The organism is Micropruina sp. (genome assembly GCF_047606365.1).
Lineage (GTDB): Bacteria > Actinomycetota > Actinomycetes > Propionibacteriales > Propionibacteriaceae > Micropruina.
In genome coordinates this window covers 1-15,035 of the sequence record NZ_JASGEN010000124.1, presented here as the reverse complement: position 1 = coordinate 15,035, position 15,035 = coordinate 1, and the positions used below count along the sequence as shown (strand labels likewise).

Below are 15,035 nucleotides of genomic sequence, written 5' to 3'. Positions count from 1 at the left end.
GACGGAGCCGCGCAGCCGGCCAGCAGCACGGTCAGTACGCATACGACGGACAGGAATCGGGAGCGGGTCACCGGACCAGTGAACGCCTTCCGGAGCGGGATTCCCAGCCGACGCGCGAGCCGATGCACCGGACGCCGCGGGTGGCGGCGCAGGGACCGCCGGACGCCCACGCTCAGAGCAGGTCGGGACGCCGTTCCCGGGTCCGCTCCACGGCCTGCTCGCGGCGCCATGCGGCCACCTGGCCGTGATGGCCCGACAGCAGTACGTCGGGCACGTTCAGCCCGCGCCAGCTCTCCGGCTTGGTGTAGGTCGGGTATTCCAGCAGGTTGTCGTGGCCGGGTGCGTGCGATTCCTCGATCAGCGACGCCGGGTTGCCCAGCACGCCCGGCAGCAGCCGGACCACCGCCTCGATGATCGCCAGCGCGGCGACCTCTCCCCCGTTCAGCACGTAGTCGCCGAGGCTGACCTCGGCCGTCCGCATCCGGGTCGCGGCGTGTTCGACGACCCGGGCGTCGATGCCCTCGTAGCGTCCGCAGGCGAAGATCAGCCGCTTCTCGGCGGCCCATTCGTGGGCGATCTGCTGGGTGAACGGCGCCCCGGACGGCGTGGGCACGATCAGCACCGGCTCGTCCGCCTCGTGGCCGGGCAGGGCCAGCAGTTCGTCCAGCGCCTCGCCCCACGGCTCGGGTTTCATCACCATGCCGGCGCCGCCGCCGTAGGGGGTGTCGTCGACGGTGCGGTGCCGATCGTGGGTCCAGCGGCGCAGGTCGTGCACGGCGACGTCCAGCGTGCCGGCGCGGATCGCCTTGCCGACCAGCGACAACTGCAGCGGTGCGAAGTACTCGGGAAAGATGCTGACGATATCGAGCCTCATCGGCCCTCCTGGCTCGGTGCGGGTTCGAACAGTCCGGGCAGGTCGACCACCTCGACGACTCCCGTCGCCAGGTCGACCACCGGCACCAGTTCGGTGACGAACGGCACCAGATGCTCATCGGCCTCGGAACGGACGACGAGCAGATCCTGCCCGGGGTTGTGCACGATCGAGGCTATCCGGCCCCGCACCACGCCCCCGGAGCGCACCTCGAGGCCGACCAGCGCCGCGTCATGGAACTCCCCCGGATCGGACTCACCGACCTCGACCTGCGCCCACAGTTCAGTGCCGCGCAGCGTCTCGGCACGCGACCGATCGGTGTAACCGTGGAAGGTGACCACCAGCAGGTCCCCCTGCCAGCGACTGGCCTTCACTTCCAGCCGCTCACCGGTGACGGTGCCGGCACGCAGCACCGCGCCCGGCGCGAAGCGCTCCTCGGGGAAGTCGCTGGACAGCCGGATCGTCACCTCGCCGCGCAGGCCGTGCGCGCGTCCGACGGTGCCGACCACCACGTCCACGGTGTGCGCCATCATTCCTCCTGAAAGTCCACGAGGACGCCCCCGAGCAGGCTCGAGGGCGTCCGATGTGTTGGGAAGGTCAGCGGCGGCGCTGGCGTTGCCGGCGGTCGACGTCGACGAAATCGACCCGCACCGTCTCGCGGCCGGCCAGGGCACCGACGACGGTGCGCAGCGCGCCCGCCGTGCGGCCCTGGCGTCCGATCACCTTGCCGATGTCCTCGGGATGGACCCGGACCTCCAGGGTGCGCGGACGACGCCGGTCGGAATCGGTGACCCGTACGTCGTCCGGGTTGGCGACCAGGCCGCGCACCAGGTGCTCCAGGGCATCGGCGAGCACGATCAGGCCTCGTCGGCGGCGTCAGCCGCGTCCGACTCGGCGGCCTTCTTCTTACCGGTGCTGATGGCGCCGCTCGCGGGAGCGTCGTCGGCCTCGGCCAGCGCGGCGTTGAACCGGGCGACCTTGTCGGCCTTCTCTGGCTGCGGGGCGATGCCCGACTCCGAGGTTTCGCCGGTGAACTTCTGCCAGTCACCGCTGCGCTTCAGGATGGTGACGACCGCCTCGGTGGGCTGCGCGCCCACGCCGAGCCAGTACTGCGCACGCTCGGAGTCGATCTTGATCACCGAAGGGTCGTTCTTCGGTTGGTAGAGACCGATCTCCTCGATCGCCCGGCCGTCGCGCTTGGTGCGCGAGTCCATGACGACGATGCGGTAGTGCGGCGAGCGGATCTTGCCGAGCCGCTTCAAACGAATCTTGACAGCCACGTGTGTGGTTTCTCCTGTGGGAAAGCCTGAGCAACGTCTGCCAGGCTGGACGGGTGAGGCCGGCCCCCATCGTGGGGAATGGGTGCGAGTCTCGGGTGGACCGTTCGAACCGGCGATGAGAGGGCACCGGCGCGGACGACGCGCCCAACATTGTGCCAGATCGCTCCCTGAAACCGCGAACCGGCCGCCCAGCGTCCGAGGACGGCGCCCTCGACGTCCGGGGACGGTTCTTCCACCTTCGAAATTCGCATCTGCGGGGACGGTTCTTCGGCGTTCGAAATTCGCACCTCCAAGAACCGTCCCCCGGGATGCGAAACTTTCACTTTGAAGAACCGTCCCCCGACGTGCGAGCTTTGCCCGGGCGAGGGTTCCGCTCGGATATCTTGTGGCCGATCGGCGAAGGGTGAGGCCATGGCGCAATGGGACGCGTTCATCTCCTACGCGCGTTCGGCGTCCACCCTCGAGGCGGTCAGCCTGCAGACCGCCATCCAGACCTTCGCCAAGCCGTGGCACCGGCTGCGGGCCGTCCGGATCTTCCGAGACGACTCGTCGATGTCGGCCAATCCGGCGCTGTGGTCGACCATCGAAGAGGGGCTGCGGGACGCCCGGTGGCTGGTGGTGCTGCTCAGCCCGGCAGCAGCGGCGTCGGAGTACGTCGCCAATGAGATCCGCTGGTGGCTGCAGCACAAGGACGCCGACCACATCCTGCTGGTCCACGACGAGGGCACGCTCTCCTGGGACCGGTTGCGCAACGACTTCTCGGACGCCAGCGACTGCGTCCCGGCGCCGCTGCGCGGAGCGTTCCGCGAGGAGCCGCGGTGGGGCGACCTGAGCTGGTTCGACGCGCCCGGCTCGTCCGGGACCGCCGATCCGCGCTTCCGAGAGCGGGTCGCCGACCTGGCGGCCGCGATCCGCGAGGTGCCGCGGGATCAACTGCTCGGCGAGGACGTCGCCCAGCACCGCCGCAGCTGGCGACTGGCGAAGCTGGCGATCAGTGGGCTCAGCCTGCTGCTGATCGCCTCGATCGTGGCCTCGATCGTCGCGGTGCTGCAGCGCAACGAGGTGCTCCGGCAGGCGAACAGCCTGCTCGCCCGGCAACTCGCCGCCACCTCGGATTCGCTGCTCGACCGCGACCTGCGCCGGGCGCAACTGCTGGCCGTCCAGGCCTACCGGACCGACCCGACCTCGCTGACCCGGGCGGCGCTGCTCCGCGCCAGCCTGGCCAGTCCGGCACTGCGTCGGGTTCTTCCGTTCGCGGCCCGGATCAGCGTGATCGAGCCGTCCAAGGACGGCCGGTTCGTCGGCGTCGGACTGGAGACCGGCGAGGTGTTCAGCTGGGACGTGGCCGCCGCGGCACCGGTGGCACGGCTGAAAGTGGACCAGCGGGTCAGCGCGGTGGGGATCAGTGACGACGGCATCACCGTCGCGGCGGTGGACGGCCGCTCGGTCCTGGTGGCGACGGCGTCAGGGCCGGCCACCATCGCGCTGCCGGCCGGGCAACAGCCTCGCGCTGTTGCGGTGGCGCCGTCCGGGCAAGGCATCGTGGTGGGCTCCGACGACGGTAGCCAGCAGCGGCTGACCCTGGTGGACCGCACCGGCGGGACCCAGAACACCATCGGCGACCCGCTCGCCGTCAACGGGCCGGGCACCGCCGACCTGCGATTCCTGGACAACGAACGGGTGCTGCTCGAGGGCGGCACCATCGAGGTACGCCGCTTCCCGTCGTTCACCCGGATCAGCCGCGGCGAGTTCGTCTACGGCGCCCGCGAAATGCGCGGACGGATCTCGGGCGACGGCCGTTTCACCACGGCCACCAGCGGAAACTCTGAGGTTCCGGTCTGGCCGGTGGACGGTGACCAGAACCGGCCGACCCGGCAGGCGTCCGTGCCGATGATCAACGAGGCCGCCTCGACCCTCAACCACGACGCCAGCCTGATCGCCGTCGCCGATGCCGGCGGCATCCACCTGGCGCAGGTGCGTCCGATCCGGGCCTCCGGCAGCACCGACCAGCCACAGACATTGACCGGTCTCAGCCAGGTGAACAACCGCGGCCTGGTCTTCCTCGGCACCAGCCGGCGGCTGGTCGCGGCATCCGGCTCGGAGCTGAGCCTGTGGGATCCGGATTCGGCAGGCCGGACGGCGTCCACCTCGGAGATCGATCTGCCGTTCTCGTGCACCGCATGCCGTCCGCCGATCGTCGCGCTGTCCTCCGACGGTGTCAGCATGGCCGTCCGGGACGGCACCGCCGCAACGACTGCGGTCGCCAACGTGCCCGGTGAGGGCGGCGGGTCGGTCGGCCGCTACTCCCCGACCTCACCGGTCGGTGGCCTGGCGCCGCCGGTCTGGCTGGCCGACGGCACGGTGCTGCAGCTGGCGTCCGGCAGTCAAACCCTGGGCGGCACGCTGGAGGGTCCGCTGCCCGGGCTCCCGGAGGGCTTCGCGGGCTGGGCGATCGGGCGTCCGGACGCCGAAATCGTCGCCGTCCGGCAGTCCTCGGACGACTCGACCCTGGCGGTGGTCACCGCCGACGGCTGGATCGGACGCTATGAGACGCGCACCGGACGCCTGCTCGGCCAGGCACAACCCAGCGGTCTGGGCTCGGTGGGACGAGCCGCGATCAGCCCCGACCTGACCTCCGTCGCCCTCAGGCTGCAGGAAAGCGCGGAGCTCGTCGTGCTGGACGCCGCGACCGGCAGCGAGCGATTCCGGTTGGGCAACAAGATCGACGGCGTCGACGAGGCGGCTTTCGGAGCGGAATCGCTGTGGGTGCGCTACTTCGGCGGCACGCTGGGCGAACACGATCCGGCGACCGGGGAACTCCGAAAGCGATTCCCCGAGCGGTTCTTCGGCTACGGCGCTCCGGTGGTCACCGACACGATGCTGGCGGTCCCGACCGATGTGGGCGTCACCCTCTACGACCTCACCGACGGTTCACGGCTGGGCGGTGTGGACTTCCCCGCGGACAGGCGGGCCGACCGTCATGGCATCGATATCAGCAGCGACGGCTCGCGGCTGGTGACGGTCTTCGAGGCCCCGGACGACGCCGCGTCCGGGCTGGTGGTGAGCACGGTGCTGGATCCGGAGCGGCTGGTCGCGATGGCCTGCCGGACCTCCGGCGCCAGCCTCACCGTCGACGATTGGCAGGCCCTGGTCGGTGGGACTCCACCGGCCGACCTGACCTGCCGGTGAACACCCGTTGGTCGCCTACTCCTCGGCGATCTCCAGGCCGAGCCAGTCGGCCAGAGCCCTGATCTCCGCCTGGACAGCCTCGGCGGTGCCGGGCGCCCAGTCGCCGTCGGCGTGGATGCGGAACACCCGCAACAGTCCCGCCTTGCGGTCGGCCTTCGCATCCAGTTTTCCGATCAGGGTGTCGCCGTGCAGGATCGGCAGCGCGAAGTAACCCCAGCGGCGCTTCGCGGCCGGCTTGTACATCTCCAAGACGTACTCGAAGCCGAACAGCGCCTCGGCCCGGGCCCGGTCGAACACCAGCCGGTCGAACGGCGAGAGCAGAGCCGTCCGACCGTCGAAGCGGCGCCCCAGGTCGTCCAGTCCGATGGGATCGACGCGCCACTCGCCCGGCACGTCCGCCACGACGGCGGGCTCCCCCGCCTGCCCGACGTCCATCCGCTCCAGCGGCACCTCAGTCTGCTTGGCGCGGGCGATGCCGAGGGACTGCAGCCGGCGCTCATCGCGGCGGGCATCCACGTCGGCGTCGGGCACCCCCTGTTGGTCGCCCGGGTACCAGCGCTCGGCCAGGTCCCAGCGGCGTTCCCGCCCCTCGCGTCCGGCGATCGCGACCTCGCCGAGGCGGACCAGCAGTTCGAGCATCTGGGTGACGTTGCGGTTGTTGGTCCAGCCGGTCGAACCCCAGGATTGCTGCGCGGTGTCGGGAATCTCACCGGTGAGCAGCGGCCCGCGTTCACCTAACAACGCCAGGATGTCGCGGTGGAAGCGGTCATTGGCCGCCACCCAGTCGGCGGTCTTGGCGTAGCGCAGCGGACGCCGCATCAGCGCCCGGTACAACGGCAGGTCGGCGACCGAGCGGTACATGCCGTCGTACTCGAAGACGGTTTTGTCGGTCTCGACCGCCTCCTGCAGGTGCGCGTGCTCATAGCCGCCGCCCAACCGGGTCCACAGAATATGGTCTTCGCTAGGGGCGATGGCATTGGTCGGGTCGATATTGAGCACCGTCAGCTCATCGACGACCTCGGCGACCAAGGACGGGCGGTCGGCGTCCAGCAGTTGCGCGCGGATCGCGATCCGCCGGGCGTCCTGTCGGCTCAGCCGATGCGGTTCCATGCCCGGACAGTAGTCCCGGACGGCGCACGCGACAGCCCACCCGGCCGTCCACATGGAGATCCCGGGTCAGGCCCGGGATGACGGAACAAGCCTGTCTCGCATCCCGACGTCCGGGCAACCCAACGCATTTCCTGGCGAACCCTCACACCGTCCCGGCACTCACGTCATCCCGGCGAACGCCGGGATCTCAGGCCGCCGCGGACCCACCCACCACGCGGCCGTTGAGGATGATCAGCGTCGGCTCGCGCACCACCGAGATGTTCACCCGCGGATCCTCGGCGAACACCACGATGTCGGCCGGCGCGCCGTCCTCGATACCGGGATGCCCGAGCCAGCGTCGTGCGTTCCAGGACGCCGCACCGAGCGCGAAGTCGTTGCCGCCGACCTGAGCCAGCAGTTCGATCTCGGACGCGATCAGCCCGTGTCCGTGGACGCCGCCGGCGTCGGTGCCGGCATAGACCGGGACGCCGGCGTCCACCGCCTTGCCGATGGTCTCGAACCGCCGGGCGTGCAGCGCCCGGATGTGGGCGGCATAGTGCGGGAATTTGGCCTCCCCCGCCGCCGCGAACTTCGGGAAGTTCTCCAGGTTCACCATGGTGGGCACCAGTGAGACCTGGCGTTCGGCCATGGCGGCGATGGTGTCGTCGTCGAGGCCGGTGCCGTGCTCGATGCCGTCGATTCCGGCGTCCACCAGTTCGGCGACCGAGCGTTCGTCGAAGCAGTGAGCGGTGACCCGGGCGCCATGCTCATGGGCCGCCTCGATGGCTTCCTTCGCGACCTCCTTGGGCCACAGCGGGGTCAGGTCGCCGGCGTCCCGGTCGATCCAGTCGCCGACGATCTTGACCCAGCCGTCGCCGCGTTCGGCCTGGGTGACCACCTCGTCGACGAGTTCGTCGGGCTCGACCTCCTCGGCGAAGTTGCGGGAGTAACGCTTCGGGCGGGCGATGTGCCGTCCGGCCCGGATGATCTTCGGCAGGTCCTCACGGTCCTGCAAGAACCGGGTGTCCAGCGGCGAACCGGCGTCACGCAGCAGCAGAGCACCCGCCTCACGATCGGTGATCGCGTGCTCCTCGGCGCGCTCCTCACTGACCGCCCCGTGTGATTCCAGACCGACATGGCAGTGGGCGTCGACCAGGCCCGGCATGATCCAGCCCTCGGTGACAATGGTGATCGCGTCCGCCACCGGTTCGAAGCTGATCACCCCGTCATGCAGCCACAGATCGCGCTCATCCCCCTCAGGAAGGACGACGCCGCGCAGATGCAGCCGTTGCGGTGGTCCGACCGGAACCTCGCTGCGGACGTGGGTGTGGGTGTGCCCGTCGTGGGTGTGCGTCAGCGAAGTCAGCGGCCCCAAACCGGGCGGCATGTCATGACTGTGGGTCATGATCCGATCCTGTCACCACTGCCACGTCGGCGATGGAAGTTCAGCCAGTCCACCAACTGACTGACGACATCGCGCGCCACTGGCGCTCTGCAAAGCGGCAGTGACTCGCGAAGGTGTCAGTCAGCTCGTCTCGACAAGCTCGACCACCGGGTGGGGACGGTTCTTCCGGTCCACAATCGGCACGTTGACCACCGGCGAGCCAGGCATGGAGGCGTACGGGCCACCCGTCCGCCATTCGCAGAGCCGGCTGGAATAGAGTCCCCGAATGGACCGTGCTCGCCTCGCCTGGGCATCACGCCTGCGAGTTCCCCCGGACGCCTTCACTCATCCGGGCATCGTGGTTGTCGAGCGGGCCGAGCTCGACAGCGTGGTGTCGGTCACGTTCTCGGACGCCTGCGTCGTCCTGACCCCACCGAATCTGGTGGAACCGGTCGGACGCCTCGACCTGAACACCCTGACGGACGCGGCTGCACTCACCAGAGCTCTTGCCCCGGATGCACGATGCGCTCCGATCGGCACAGCGGAGTTGTGGTTCACCGACGTCTCCCCTCCTACCGGCTGTGCGGCCACCGAGGTCGCCACCGAGCCGGACCTTGTTGCCCTGCGTACCGATTGCACCAAGCAGGAATGGGACGAAGCAGGTCTGGACGACATGCCCTGGCGGTGGGTCGGCCATACCGATTCGGGAGCGACAGCGGCCGTTGCCGGCTACGAGCAGTGGGGCGAACTCGCCCAGTTGGGTGTGCTGGCCGTTCCCGCGCACCGTGGCCGGGGCTTCGCCTACGCCGCGGCGGCTCGAACTGTGATTGAGGCGATCGGCGCCGGACGGCTTGCGCAGTGGCGCTGCCGGGTGGAGAACGACGCTTCGGCCAGGCTGGCCCATCGGCTCGGCTTCGTCAGGGCGGGCGTCCAGGCTGCAGTCAGTGTGAGCCCCGACGGCTGACGCCACATGCCTGCGGTGGAACGAAAAGAACCGTCCCTCCGTACCGGCCGCCCGGGCCGGGCAACTGACTGACGACATCGCGCGCCACTGGCGCTCTGCAAAGCGGCAGTGACTCGCGAAGGCGTCAGTCAGTTGAAAGGGGTCTCGACAAGCTCGACCACCGGGTGGGCGAGGGTCAGCGGGGGCCCTGGTTCTTCTGGTTGAACATCTTCTGCAGATCGGGGGGCAGCTGGAAGTCGCCCAGCGCCTTCGCCAACTCGGCATCGGACGGCTTGCCGCCGCTGCCCACGCCGAAGGCGTCCGCGGGGTTCCACTCGGGCTGCTGCTGTGCGGCGGGGAGCGCGGCCGGGCCCGCGGCGCGCTTGGCCGGGTTGCCGGAGACACCCTTGCCACGCTTCGGCTTGGCGGCCTGGCGCTGCGGCTGGCGGCGTCCGCCACCGGGCAGACCGGGCATGCCGCCCATCTGACCACCCAGCTGCTGCATCATCTTGCGGGCGTCGAAGAACCGGTTGACCAGGCTGTTCACGTCGGTGACCGTGGTGCCGGAGCCCTTCGCGATCCGGGTGCGGCGGGAGCCGTCCAGGATCTTCGGGTTGGCCCGCTCGGCCGGGGTCATCGACTTGATGATCGCCTCGAGCCGGTCGATCTCGCGCTCGTCGATGTTGTTGATCTGGTCCTTCATCTGGCCCATCCCGGGCATCATGCCCAGGATCTTGCTCAGCGGACCCATCCGGCGCACCGCCTGCATCTGCTGCAGGAAGTCGTCCAGGCCGAACTCGCCCTTCCCGCCCAGCAGCTTCTCGGCCGCCTTCTGGGTCTGCTCGGCGTCGAAGGTCTTCTCGGCCTGCTCGATCAGGGTCAGCACATCGCCCATGCCGAGGATGCGGGAGGCCATCCGGTCGGGGTGGAAGGCGTCGAAGTCCTTCAAACCCTCGCCGTTGGAGGCGAACATGATTGGCTTGCCGATCACCTTGGCGATCGAGAGCGCGGCACCACCACGGGCGTCGCCGTCCAGCTTGGTCAGCACGACACCGTCGAAACCGACGCCCTCAGCGAACGCGTTGGCGGTGTTCACCGCGTCCTGGCCGATCATCGCGTCGACCACGAACAGCACTTCGGTCGGGTTCACCGCGCTGCGAATATCGGACGCCTGCTGCATCAGCTCAGCGTCGATGCCCAACCGGCCCGCGGTGTCGACGATGACCACGTCGTAGAGCTTGCTCATCGCGTGCAGGATCGACGTCCTGGCCACCTGCACCGGGTCGCCGACACCGTTGCCCGGCTCGGGCGCATACACATGCACCCCGGCCCGCTCGCCCACCACCTGCAACTGGTTGACCGCGTTCGGACGCTGCAGGTCGGCGGCCACCAGCAGCGGTGAATGGCCCTGGCCCTTGAGCCACAGGCCGAGCTTGCCGGCCAGGGTCGTCTTACCGGAACCCTGCAGACCGGCCAGCATGATCACCGTCGGCGGACGCTTCGCGAACCGCAGCGGCCGGGCCTCACCACCGAGGATCGCGACAAGCTCCTCGTTGACCAGCTTGATGATCTGCTGGCTGGGGTTGAGCGCCTTGTGCACCTCGGCACCCAGCGCGCGCGACTTCAGGTTGGCGATGAACTCCTTGACGACGCCCAGGTTGACGTCGGCCTCGAGCAGCGCCAGCCGGATCTCGCGCGCAGTGGCGTCGATGTCGGCCTCGGACAGCCGGCTCTTGCCGCGCAGGTTCTTGAAGACCTCGGAAAGGCGGTCTTGCAGGGTGTCGAACAACGGACTTCCTCACGCAGTCGGATATCCCGGACATCCTACCGGCTCGATCGTGGACGACCTCCGCCACGTCTAGCCCTGCCCACCCGGTCGACGGGAAAGTCGCAAGGCCCGCGCCTCTTTAGACTGACCGGACGCGAAGGAGGCCCTCCATGTCCCAACCGATGCCGCCCGACGGTCCGCGACGCTGGGATGCCCAGCCGGAGGGCACACCCCGCCCCGGCGATCCCGGCGCACAGCCCTACGGCTACGGCCAGGGCGTCGGTGGGCCGTCCGACTACACCTACCCTGGCTACGGCGATCCCCAGCTGGGTCAGCCCAATCCCGAGCCCTCCGGCTACCACTACAGCGAGCCGTATCCCCCGACCGGACAGTCCAGCGGGCCGGTCGGGCAGGCTCCTCAGCAGTACGGCCAGGGCTACGGGCAGCCGCCGCAAGGTTACGGGCAGCCGTCCCAGCCGTACGGTCAGGCACCCCAATACGGCCAGCCCTCGCAGTATGGCCAGGCTCCGCAATACGGGCAGACCCCGCAATACGGGCAGCCCGCACCCTACGGCCAGGGTGGCTGGGTGCCGCAGCCCAAGCCGCGCCGTCCGGTGTGGAAGAGCGTGGTGGGCTGGATCCTCGCCGGCCTGGCGGGCCTGTTCGCCCTGAGCGCGATGAGCCAGTTCGCCAACGGAGGGCTCAGCTTCGGCCGAAGCGCGGCCTACAACCTCGGATACCTGATCGGCATCCTGGTGATGATCGTGCTGCCCGCCGTGATCGCCTGGCTGCTGCTACGCCGCAAGCCCTGATCCTGCTCGGACGTGGCTCACTCGCTGAGCAGCGCATCCACGAACGCCTCGGCCTCGAAGGGCACCAGGTCGTCGACTCCCTCGCCGAGACCGATCAGCTTCACCGGAACGCCGAGTTCGCGCTGCACCTGGACGACGATGCCACCCTTGGCGGAGCCGTCCAGCTTGCTCAGCACGATGCCGGTGATCTGCACCACCTCGGCGAACACCCGGGCCTGGATCAGACCGTTCTGCCCGGTGGTGGCGTCGAGCAGTAGCAGCACCTCGGTGACCGGGGCCAGCTTCTCGATGACCCGCTTGATCTTGCCCAGCTCGTCCATCAGGCCGGTCTTGGTGTGCAGGCGTCCGGCGGTGTCGACGATCACCACGTCGGCACCCTCGTCGATGCCGCGCTGGACGGCCTGGTAGGCCACCGCGGCCGGGTCACCGCCCTCAGGACCTCGCACGGTGGGGACCCCGACCCGATCGCCCCAGGTCTGCAGCTGCTCGGCGGCAGCGGCCCGGAAGGTGTCGGCGGCGCCCAGCACCACCGACTTGTCCTCGGCCACCAGCACCCGGGAGAGCTTGCCGATCGTGGTGGTCTTGCCGGTGCCGTTGACGCCCACCACCAGCACCACGGCGGGCTTGCCGTCCTCGCCCTGCAGGTTGAGCGAACGGTCCGTGTTCGGGCCGACCAGGTTCAGCAGTTCGTGCCGCAGCACGGCTTTGGCGTGGGCCGGGTCGCCGACCCCGTCCACCACCAACTCGCGGCGCAGCGCCTCGGTCAGCTCCTGGGTGGGGCCGACGCCGAGGTCGGAAGTGATCAGCGTGGCTTCGAAGTCGTCCCAGACGTCGGCGTCCAGCCGGTCGGAGGACAGGATCGACAGCAGGCCCCGGGCCAGCGGGTTGTTGCTGCCGGCCAGCCGACGGCGCAGCCGGGCCATCCGGGTGGACGGCGCCTCGGGCCGCTCCAGGGTGGCGGTGCCGGTCGCGCTCTCCTGCCCACCCTCGGCTGCCGGTCCGGGTTCGGCGCGGGCCTCGGGTTCGGTGGTCGGCAGCGCCGGGGTTTTCGGGGCCGGCGGCAGCGCCCGTCGGCGCGCCAGGAACATGGTGCCGGCGACGACGACCGCGAAGGCCAGCACGCCGACGATGAGCCAGGTGATCAAATCCACCGGCTCATGCTACGGGTGGTCGGGGACAAGGTGAGCGCCGTTCTCGCGGCGGCACTCGCTTATCCGGCCGCTTCCGCCCGCCGCCGGTACTCCGGAAAGAGCTCCGTCCAGCGCTCATCCCAGTCCGGTACCGACCCGCCGGCCAGTTCGGCCGCCAAGGCGTCGGCGTAGGCGTGCCAGCCGGCGCCGTAACCGGCAGCCATCGGTTCGGACAGCCCGCAGTGCCGTAGCAGTAGCTCGCAGCCGGATTGCGTGTCGGTCAGGGTGGCCGTGACCGTGGAGACGCCGGCGTCCTGGATCTCCCAGGTGAGCGCCAGCAGCAGCGGCGGGTCGCACTCGGTGATGGTTCCGTTCACCTGTTGAGCAGCGTCGTCGGCGTCGAAGTCGACGCGAAACCGTCCACCGCTACTGAGGTCGCCGCTGACCGGGGCTAACCAGCGGGCGAGCCGCTCTGGGGTGACCAGGGCGTCCCACACGTCCACGGCTGGCGATGGAAAGCTGCGACGCAACTCGACGTCGATACCCGGCCCCCGGCGCAGCAACTCTGCGAAATCGTCGGACATCTGTCAGGCTCCCTTCTCCTGCAGGGTGGATGCCTTGCCCTGACGGGCACCGCGGCGAAGCTCGGTGTCCAGCGCGTCCAGCCGCTGCGACCAGAACACCCGGTACGACGACAGCCAGTGGTCGAGTTCGGCCAGCGGCGCAGCATCCAGTGCGTAGATGCGGCGTTGAGCCTCTTCCCGGACCGATACCAAGCCGGCTTCCCTCAGCACCCGCAGGTGTCGGGACACCGCGGGACGGCTGATCGCGAACCGGGCCGCCAGGTCACCGGCCGTCCGTTCTCCGCCTGCGAGCAGCGAAACAATCTCGCGCCGGGTGTCGTCGGCGAGCGCCTCCAGGGTATGTCGCACGTCGGTTACTTAACCACTATGTTACATAAGAGGTCAAGAGTGGCCACGGAAGGCGCTGAGCGGACGGGGCGCTACTTGGCGGAGCTTGCCGACTTGGCGGGGGCCGCAGCCTCCACCGAGTTCGCAGAGTCGGGCGAAGTGGCCGAACGGGGCGAGGCGACAGAACCGGGCGAGGTGGCCGAGCTGGCTGAACCACGTCGGGACGGGATCTCTTCGAAGAACTCGACCAGACCCTGCGGCGGCTCGGCGTCCCCGTTGAGATGCCGGGCGGTCTCGGCCATCACATTGGCGAGCTCGGGGGCCTTCTCACGGCCCGCACCCTGCATACCCATGGCCACAATCGCGACGACGGCGATAGCGATGGCAAGGATCACCACCATCACCAGCAGTGCGACAGCCACGTTGAGAACCTTCCGACGGGATGGCTCCAGTATGCAACATCGCGGCCGTCACTCCCGCATCGGGTTCCATGGACGGCCGTCACCTCGACGTTGCCCCCATTCGGGGTGATTGCGCCTGTTTGAACCGGTGCGATCACACCAAAGAGGGGCAACGTGGGGAAGCCGACCGACGGACCGGGCGACCTGACGCAGGGGTTCAGTCGCGCAGGCGCTGGCTGATCACGGCGGAGACGCCGTCGGAGCGCATGGTGACGCCGTACAGGGCGTCGGCGATCTCCATGGTGCGTTTCTGGTGGGTGATCACCAGGAGCTGTGAGTTCTCGCGCAGCTCCTCGTAGATCTCCAGCAGCCGGCCGAGGTTGGTGTCGTCCAGGGCGGCTTCGACCTCGTCGAGGATGTAGAACGGGCTGGGCCGGGCCTTGAACAGCGCGACCAGGAAGGCCACCGCCACCAGGGAGCGTTCGCCGCCGGACAGCAGCGACAGTCGCTTCACCTTCTTGCCGGCCGGACGCGCTTCGACATCGACGCCGGTGGTCAGCCACTCCCCCGGCTCGGTCAGCACCAGGCGTCCCTCACCACCGGGGAACAGCCGCGAGAAGGCGTGTTCGAAGGCCTTCTCGACGTCGGCGTAGGCGGCGGCGAAGACTTCCTGCACCCGGGCGTCCACCTGGTCGATGATGTCGGCCAGGTCGGCCCGGGTCTTGCGCAGGTCGTCCAGTTGCTCGGCCAGGAAGGCGTGCCGTTCCTGCAGCGCGTCGAACTCCTCCAGCGCCAGCGGGTTCACCTTGCCCAGGACGCCAAGATTGCGTTCCGCGGCCCGCAGCCGCTTCTCCTGCTCGGCGCGGACGAACGGCACCGGCTCCGGACGCTCGTCCTCGGGCCCCAGCGCGGAACCGTCCGCCCTGGTCAGCACCGGAATCAGCTGGTCGGGACCATATTCGGCGACCAGCACGTCAACGTCCAGACCCAGCTCGACCAGCGCCCGCTCGGCCAGCGCCTCGACCCGCAGCCGCTGCTCGGCGCGGGCCAGTTCGTCGCGATGGACATGGGCGACCAGGTCCTCGAACTCCTTGGCCAGCTCACGGCCGCGGCGTCGCGCTTCGGTCAGCGCGGTCTCGGCGGCCTGCCGGGCGGCTTCGGCCGCCGTCCGCTCGGCGGCGGCCAGCTGCTGGGAGGCCTCGATCCGGCTCAGCAGCCAGGTGGCCGCCTGCGCCACGGCGCGGGCGTCGGCCGCCT

15 protein-coding genes are annotated in these 15,035 nt (G+C 69.6%); 3 read left to right on the top strand and 12 right to left on the bottom strand.

The window, feature by feature from the left end; all coding sequences use genetic code 11:
* Positions 1–172: 172 nt before the first annotated feature.
* From trmD to rpsP, 4 genes are all read right to left on the bottom strand, one after another.
* Positions 173–874 (bottom strand): tRNA (guanosine(37)-N1)-methyltransferase TrmD, encoded by a 702-nt coding sequence (gene trmD, locus QM624_RS14305; protein WP_415092952.1) that lies wholly within the window; start codon positions 872–874, stop codon positions 173–175.
* Positions 871–1,401, bottom strand: coding sequence for a ribosome maturation factor RimM (rimM, locus tag QM624_RS14300; RefSeq protein ID WP_415092950.1), 531 nt, complete (start codon positions 1,399–1,401; stop codon positions 871–873). The genes trmD and rimM overlap by 4 nt, the downstream gene beginning before the upstream one ends.
* Positions 1,402–1,468: 67 nt before the next feature.
* Positions 1,469–1,726 (bottom strand): RNA-binding protein, encoded by a 258-nt coding sequence (locus QM624_RS14295; RefSeq protein WP_298130391.1) that lies wholly within the window; start codon positions 1,724–1,726, stop codon positions 1,469–1,471.
* A gap of 2 nt (positions 1,727–1,728) precedes the next feature.
* Positions 1,729–2,151, bottom strand: a complete 423-nt coding sequence (gene rpsP / locus QM624_RS14290) for a 30S ribosomal protein S16 (RefSeq protein WP_415092948.1) — start codon at positions 2,149–2,151, stop codon at positions 1,729–1,731.
* Between the two features lie 411 nt (positions 2,152–2,562).
* On the opposite strand from rpsP, the gene QM624_RS14285 reads away from it, so the two are divergent.
* Positions 2,563–5,340, top strand: coding sequence for a TIR domain-containing protein (locus tag QM624_RS14285; RefSeq protein WP_415092946.1), 2,778 nt, complete (start codon positions 2,563–2,565; stop codon positions 5,338–5,340).
* Positions 5,341–5,355: 15 nt separating this feature from the next.
* Here the strand turns inward: QM624_RS14285 and QM624_RS14280 are convergent, their stop codons facing one another.
* Complete coding sequence (locus QM624_RS14280) at positions 5,356–6,450, bottom strand: DNA glycosylase AlkZ-like family protein (RefSeq protein ID WP_415092944.1); 1,095 nt, start codon at positions 6,448–6,450, stop codon at positions 5,356–5,358.
* 187 nt (positions 6,451–6,637) lie between these two features.
* Positions 6,638–7,834: an amidohydrolase family protein gene (locus QM624_RS14275; protein ID WP_415092939.1), complete on the bottom strand. Its 1,197-nt coding sequence runs from the start codon at positions 7,832–7,834 to the stop codon at positions 6,638–6,640.
* Between the two features lie 265 nt (positions 7,835–8,099).
* On the opposite strand from QM624_RS14275, the gene QM624_RS14270 reads away from it, so the two are divergent.
* Positions 8,100–8,777 carry a GNAT family N-acetyltransferase gene (locus QM624_RS14270; protein ID WP_415092937.1) on the top strand — a complete coding sequence of 226 codons (678 nt, stop codon included), beginning with the start codon at positions 8,100–8,102 and terminating at the stop codon, positions 8,775–8,777.
* A 175-nt stretch (positions 8,778–8,952) separates the two neighbouring features.
* Here the strand turns inward: QM624_RS14270 and ffh are convergent, their stop codons facing one another.
* Positions 8,953–10,545 (bottom strand): signal recognition particle protein, encoded by a 1,593-nt coding sequence (gene ffh / locus QM624_RS14265; protein ID WP_298130929.1) that lies wholly within the window; start codon positions 10,543–10,545, stop codon positions 8,953–8,955.
* A 149-nt stretch (positions 10,546–10,694) separates the two neighbouring features.
* On the opposite strand from ffh, the gene QM624_RS14260 reads away from it, so the two are divergent.
* Positions 10,695–11,336, top strand: a complete 642-nt coding sequence (locus QM624_RS14260; protein ID WP_415092935.1) for a hypothetical protein — start codon at positions 10,695–10,697, stop codon at positions 11,334–11,336.
* A gap of 17 nt (positions 11,337–11,353) precedes the next feature.
* Here QM624_RS14260 and ftsY read toward each other — a convergent pair whose 3' ends face one another.
* From ftsY to QM624_RS14235, 5 genes are all read right to left on the bottom strand, one after another.
* The gene (ftsY, locus tag QM624_RS14255; protein ID WP_415092933.1) at positions 11,354–12,487 is read right to left on the bottom strand and encodes a signal recognition particle-docking protein FtsY; all 1,134 of its coding nucleotides are present in this window, start codon (positions 12,485–12,487) and stop codon (positions 11,354–11,356) included.
* 59 nt (positions 12,488–12,546) lie between these two features.
* The gene (locus QM624_RS14250) at positions 12,547–13,050 is read right to left on the bottom strand and encodes an SRPBCC family protein (RefSeq protein ID WP_415092931.1); all 504 of its coding nucleotides are present in this window, start codon (positions 13,048–13,050) and stop codon (positions 12,547–12,549) included.
* A 3-nt stretch (positions 13,051–13,053) separates the two neighbouring features.
* On the bottom strand, positions 13,054–13,398 hold the full coding sequence (locus QM624_RS14245) for an ArsR/SmtB family transcription factor (RefSeq protein ID WP_415092929.1): 345 nt from the start codon (positions 13,396–13,398) through the stop codon (positions 13,054–13,056).
* Positions 13,399–13,469: 71 nt separating this feature from the next.
* Positions 13,470–13,799: a hypothetical protein gene (locus tag QM624_RS14240; RefSeq protein WP_415092927.1), complete on the bottom strand. Its 330-nt coding sequence runs from the start codon at positions 13,797–13,799 to the stop codon at positions 13,470–13,472.
* Between the two features lie 196 nt (positions 13,800–13,995).
* A partial coding sequence (locus QM624_RS14235) for an AAA family ATPase (protein WP_415092925.1) occupies positions 13,996–15,035 on the bottom strand: 1,040 nt, incomplete at its 5' end.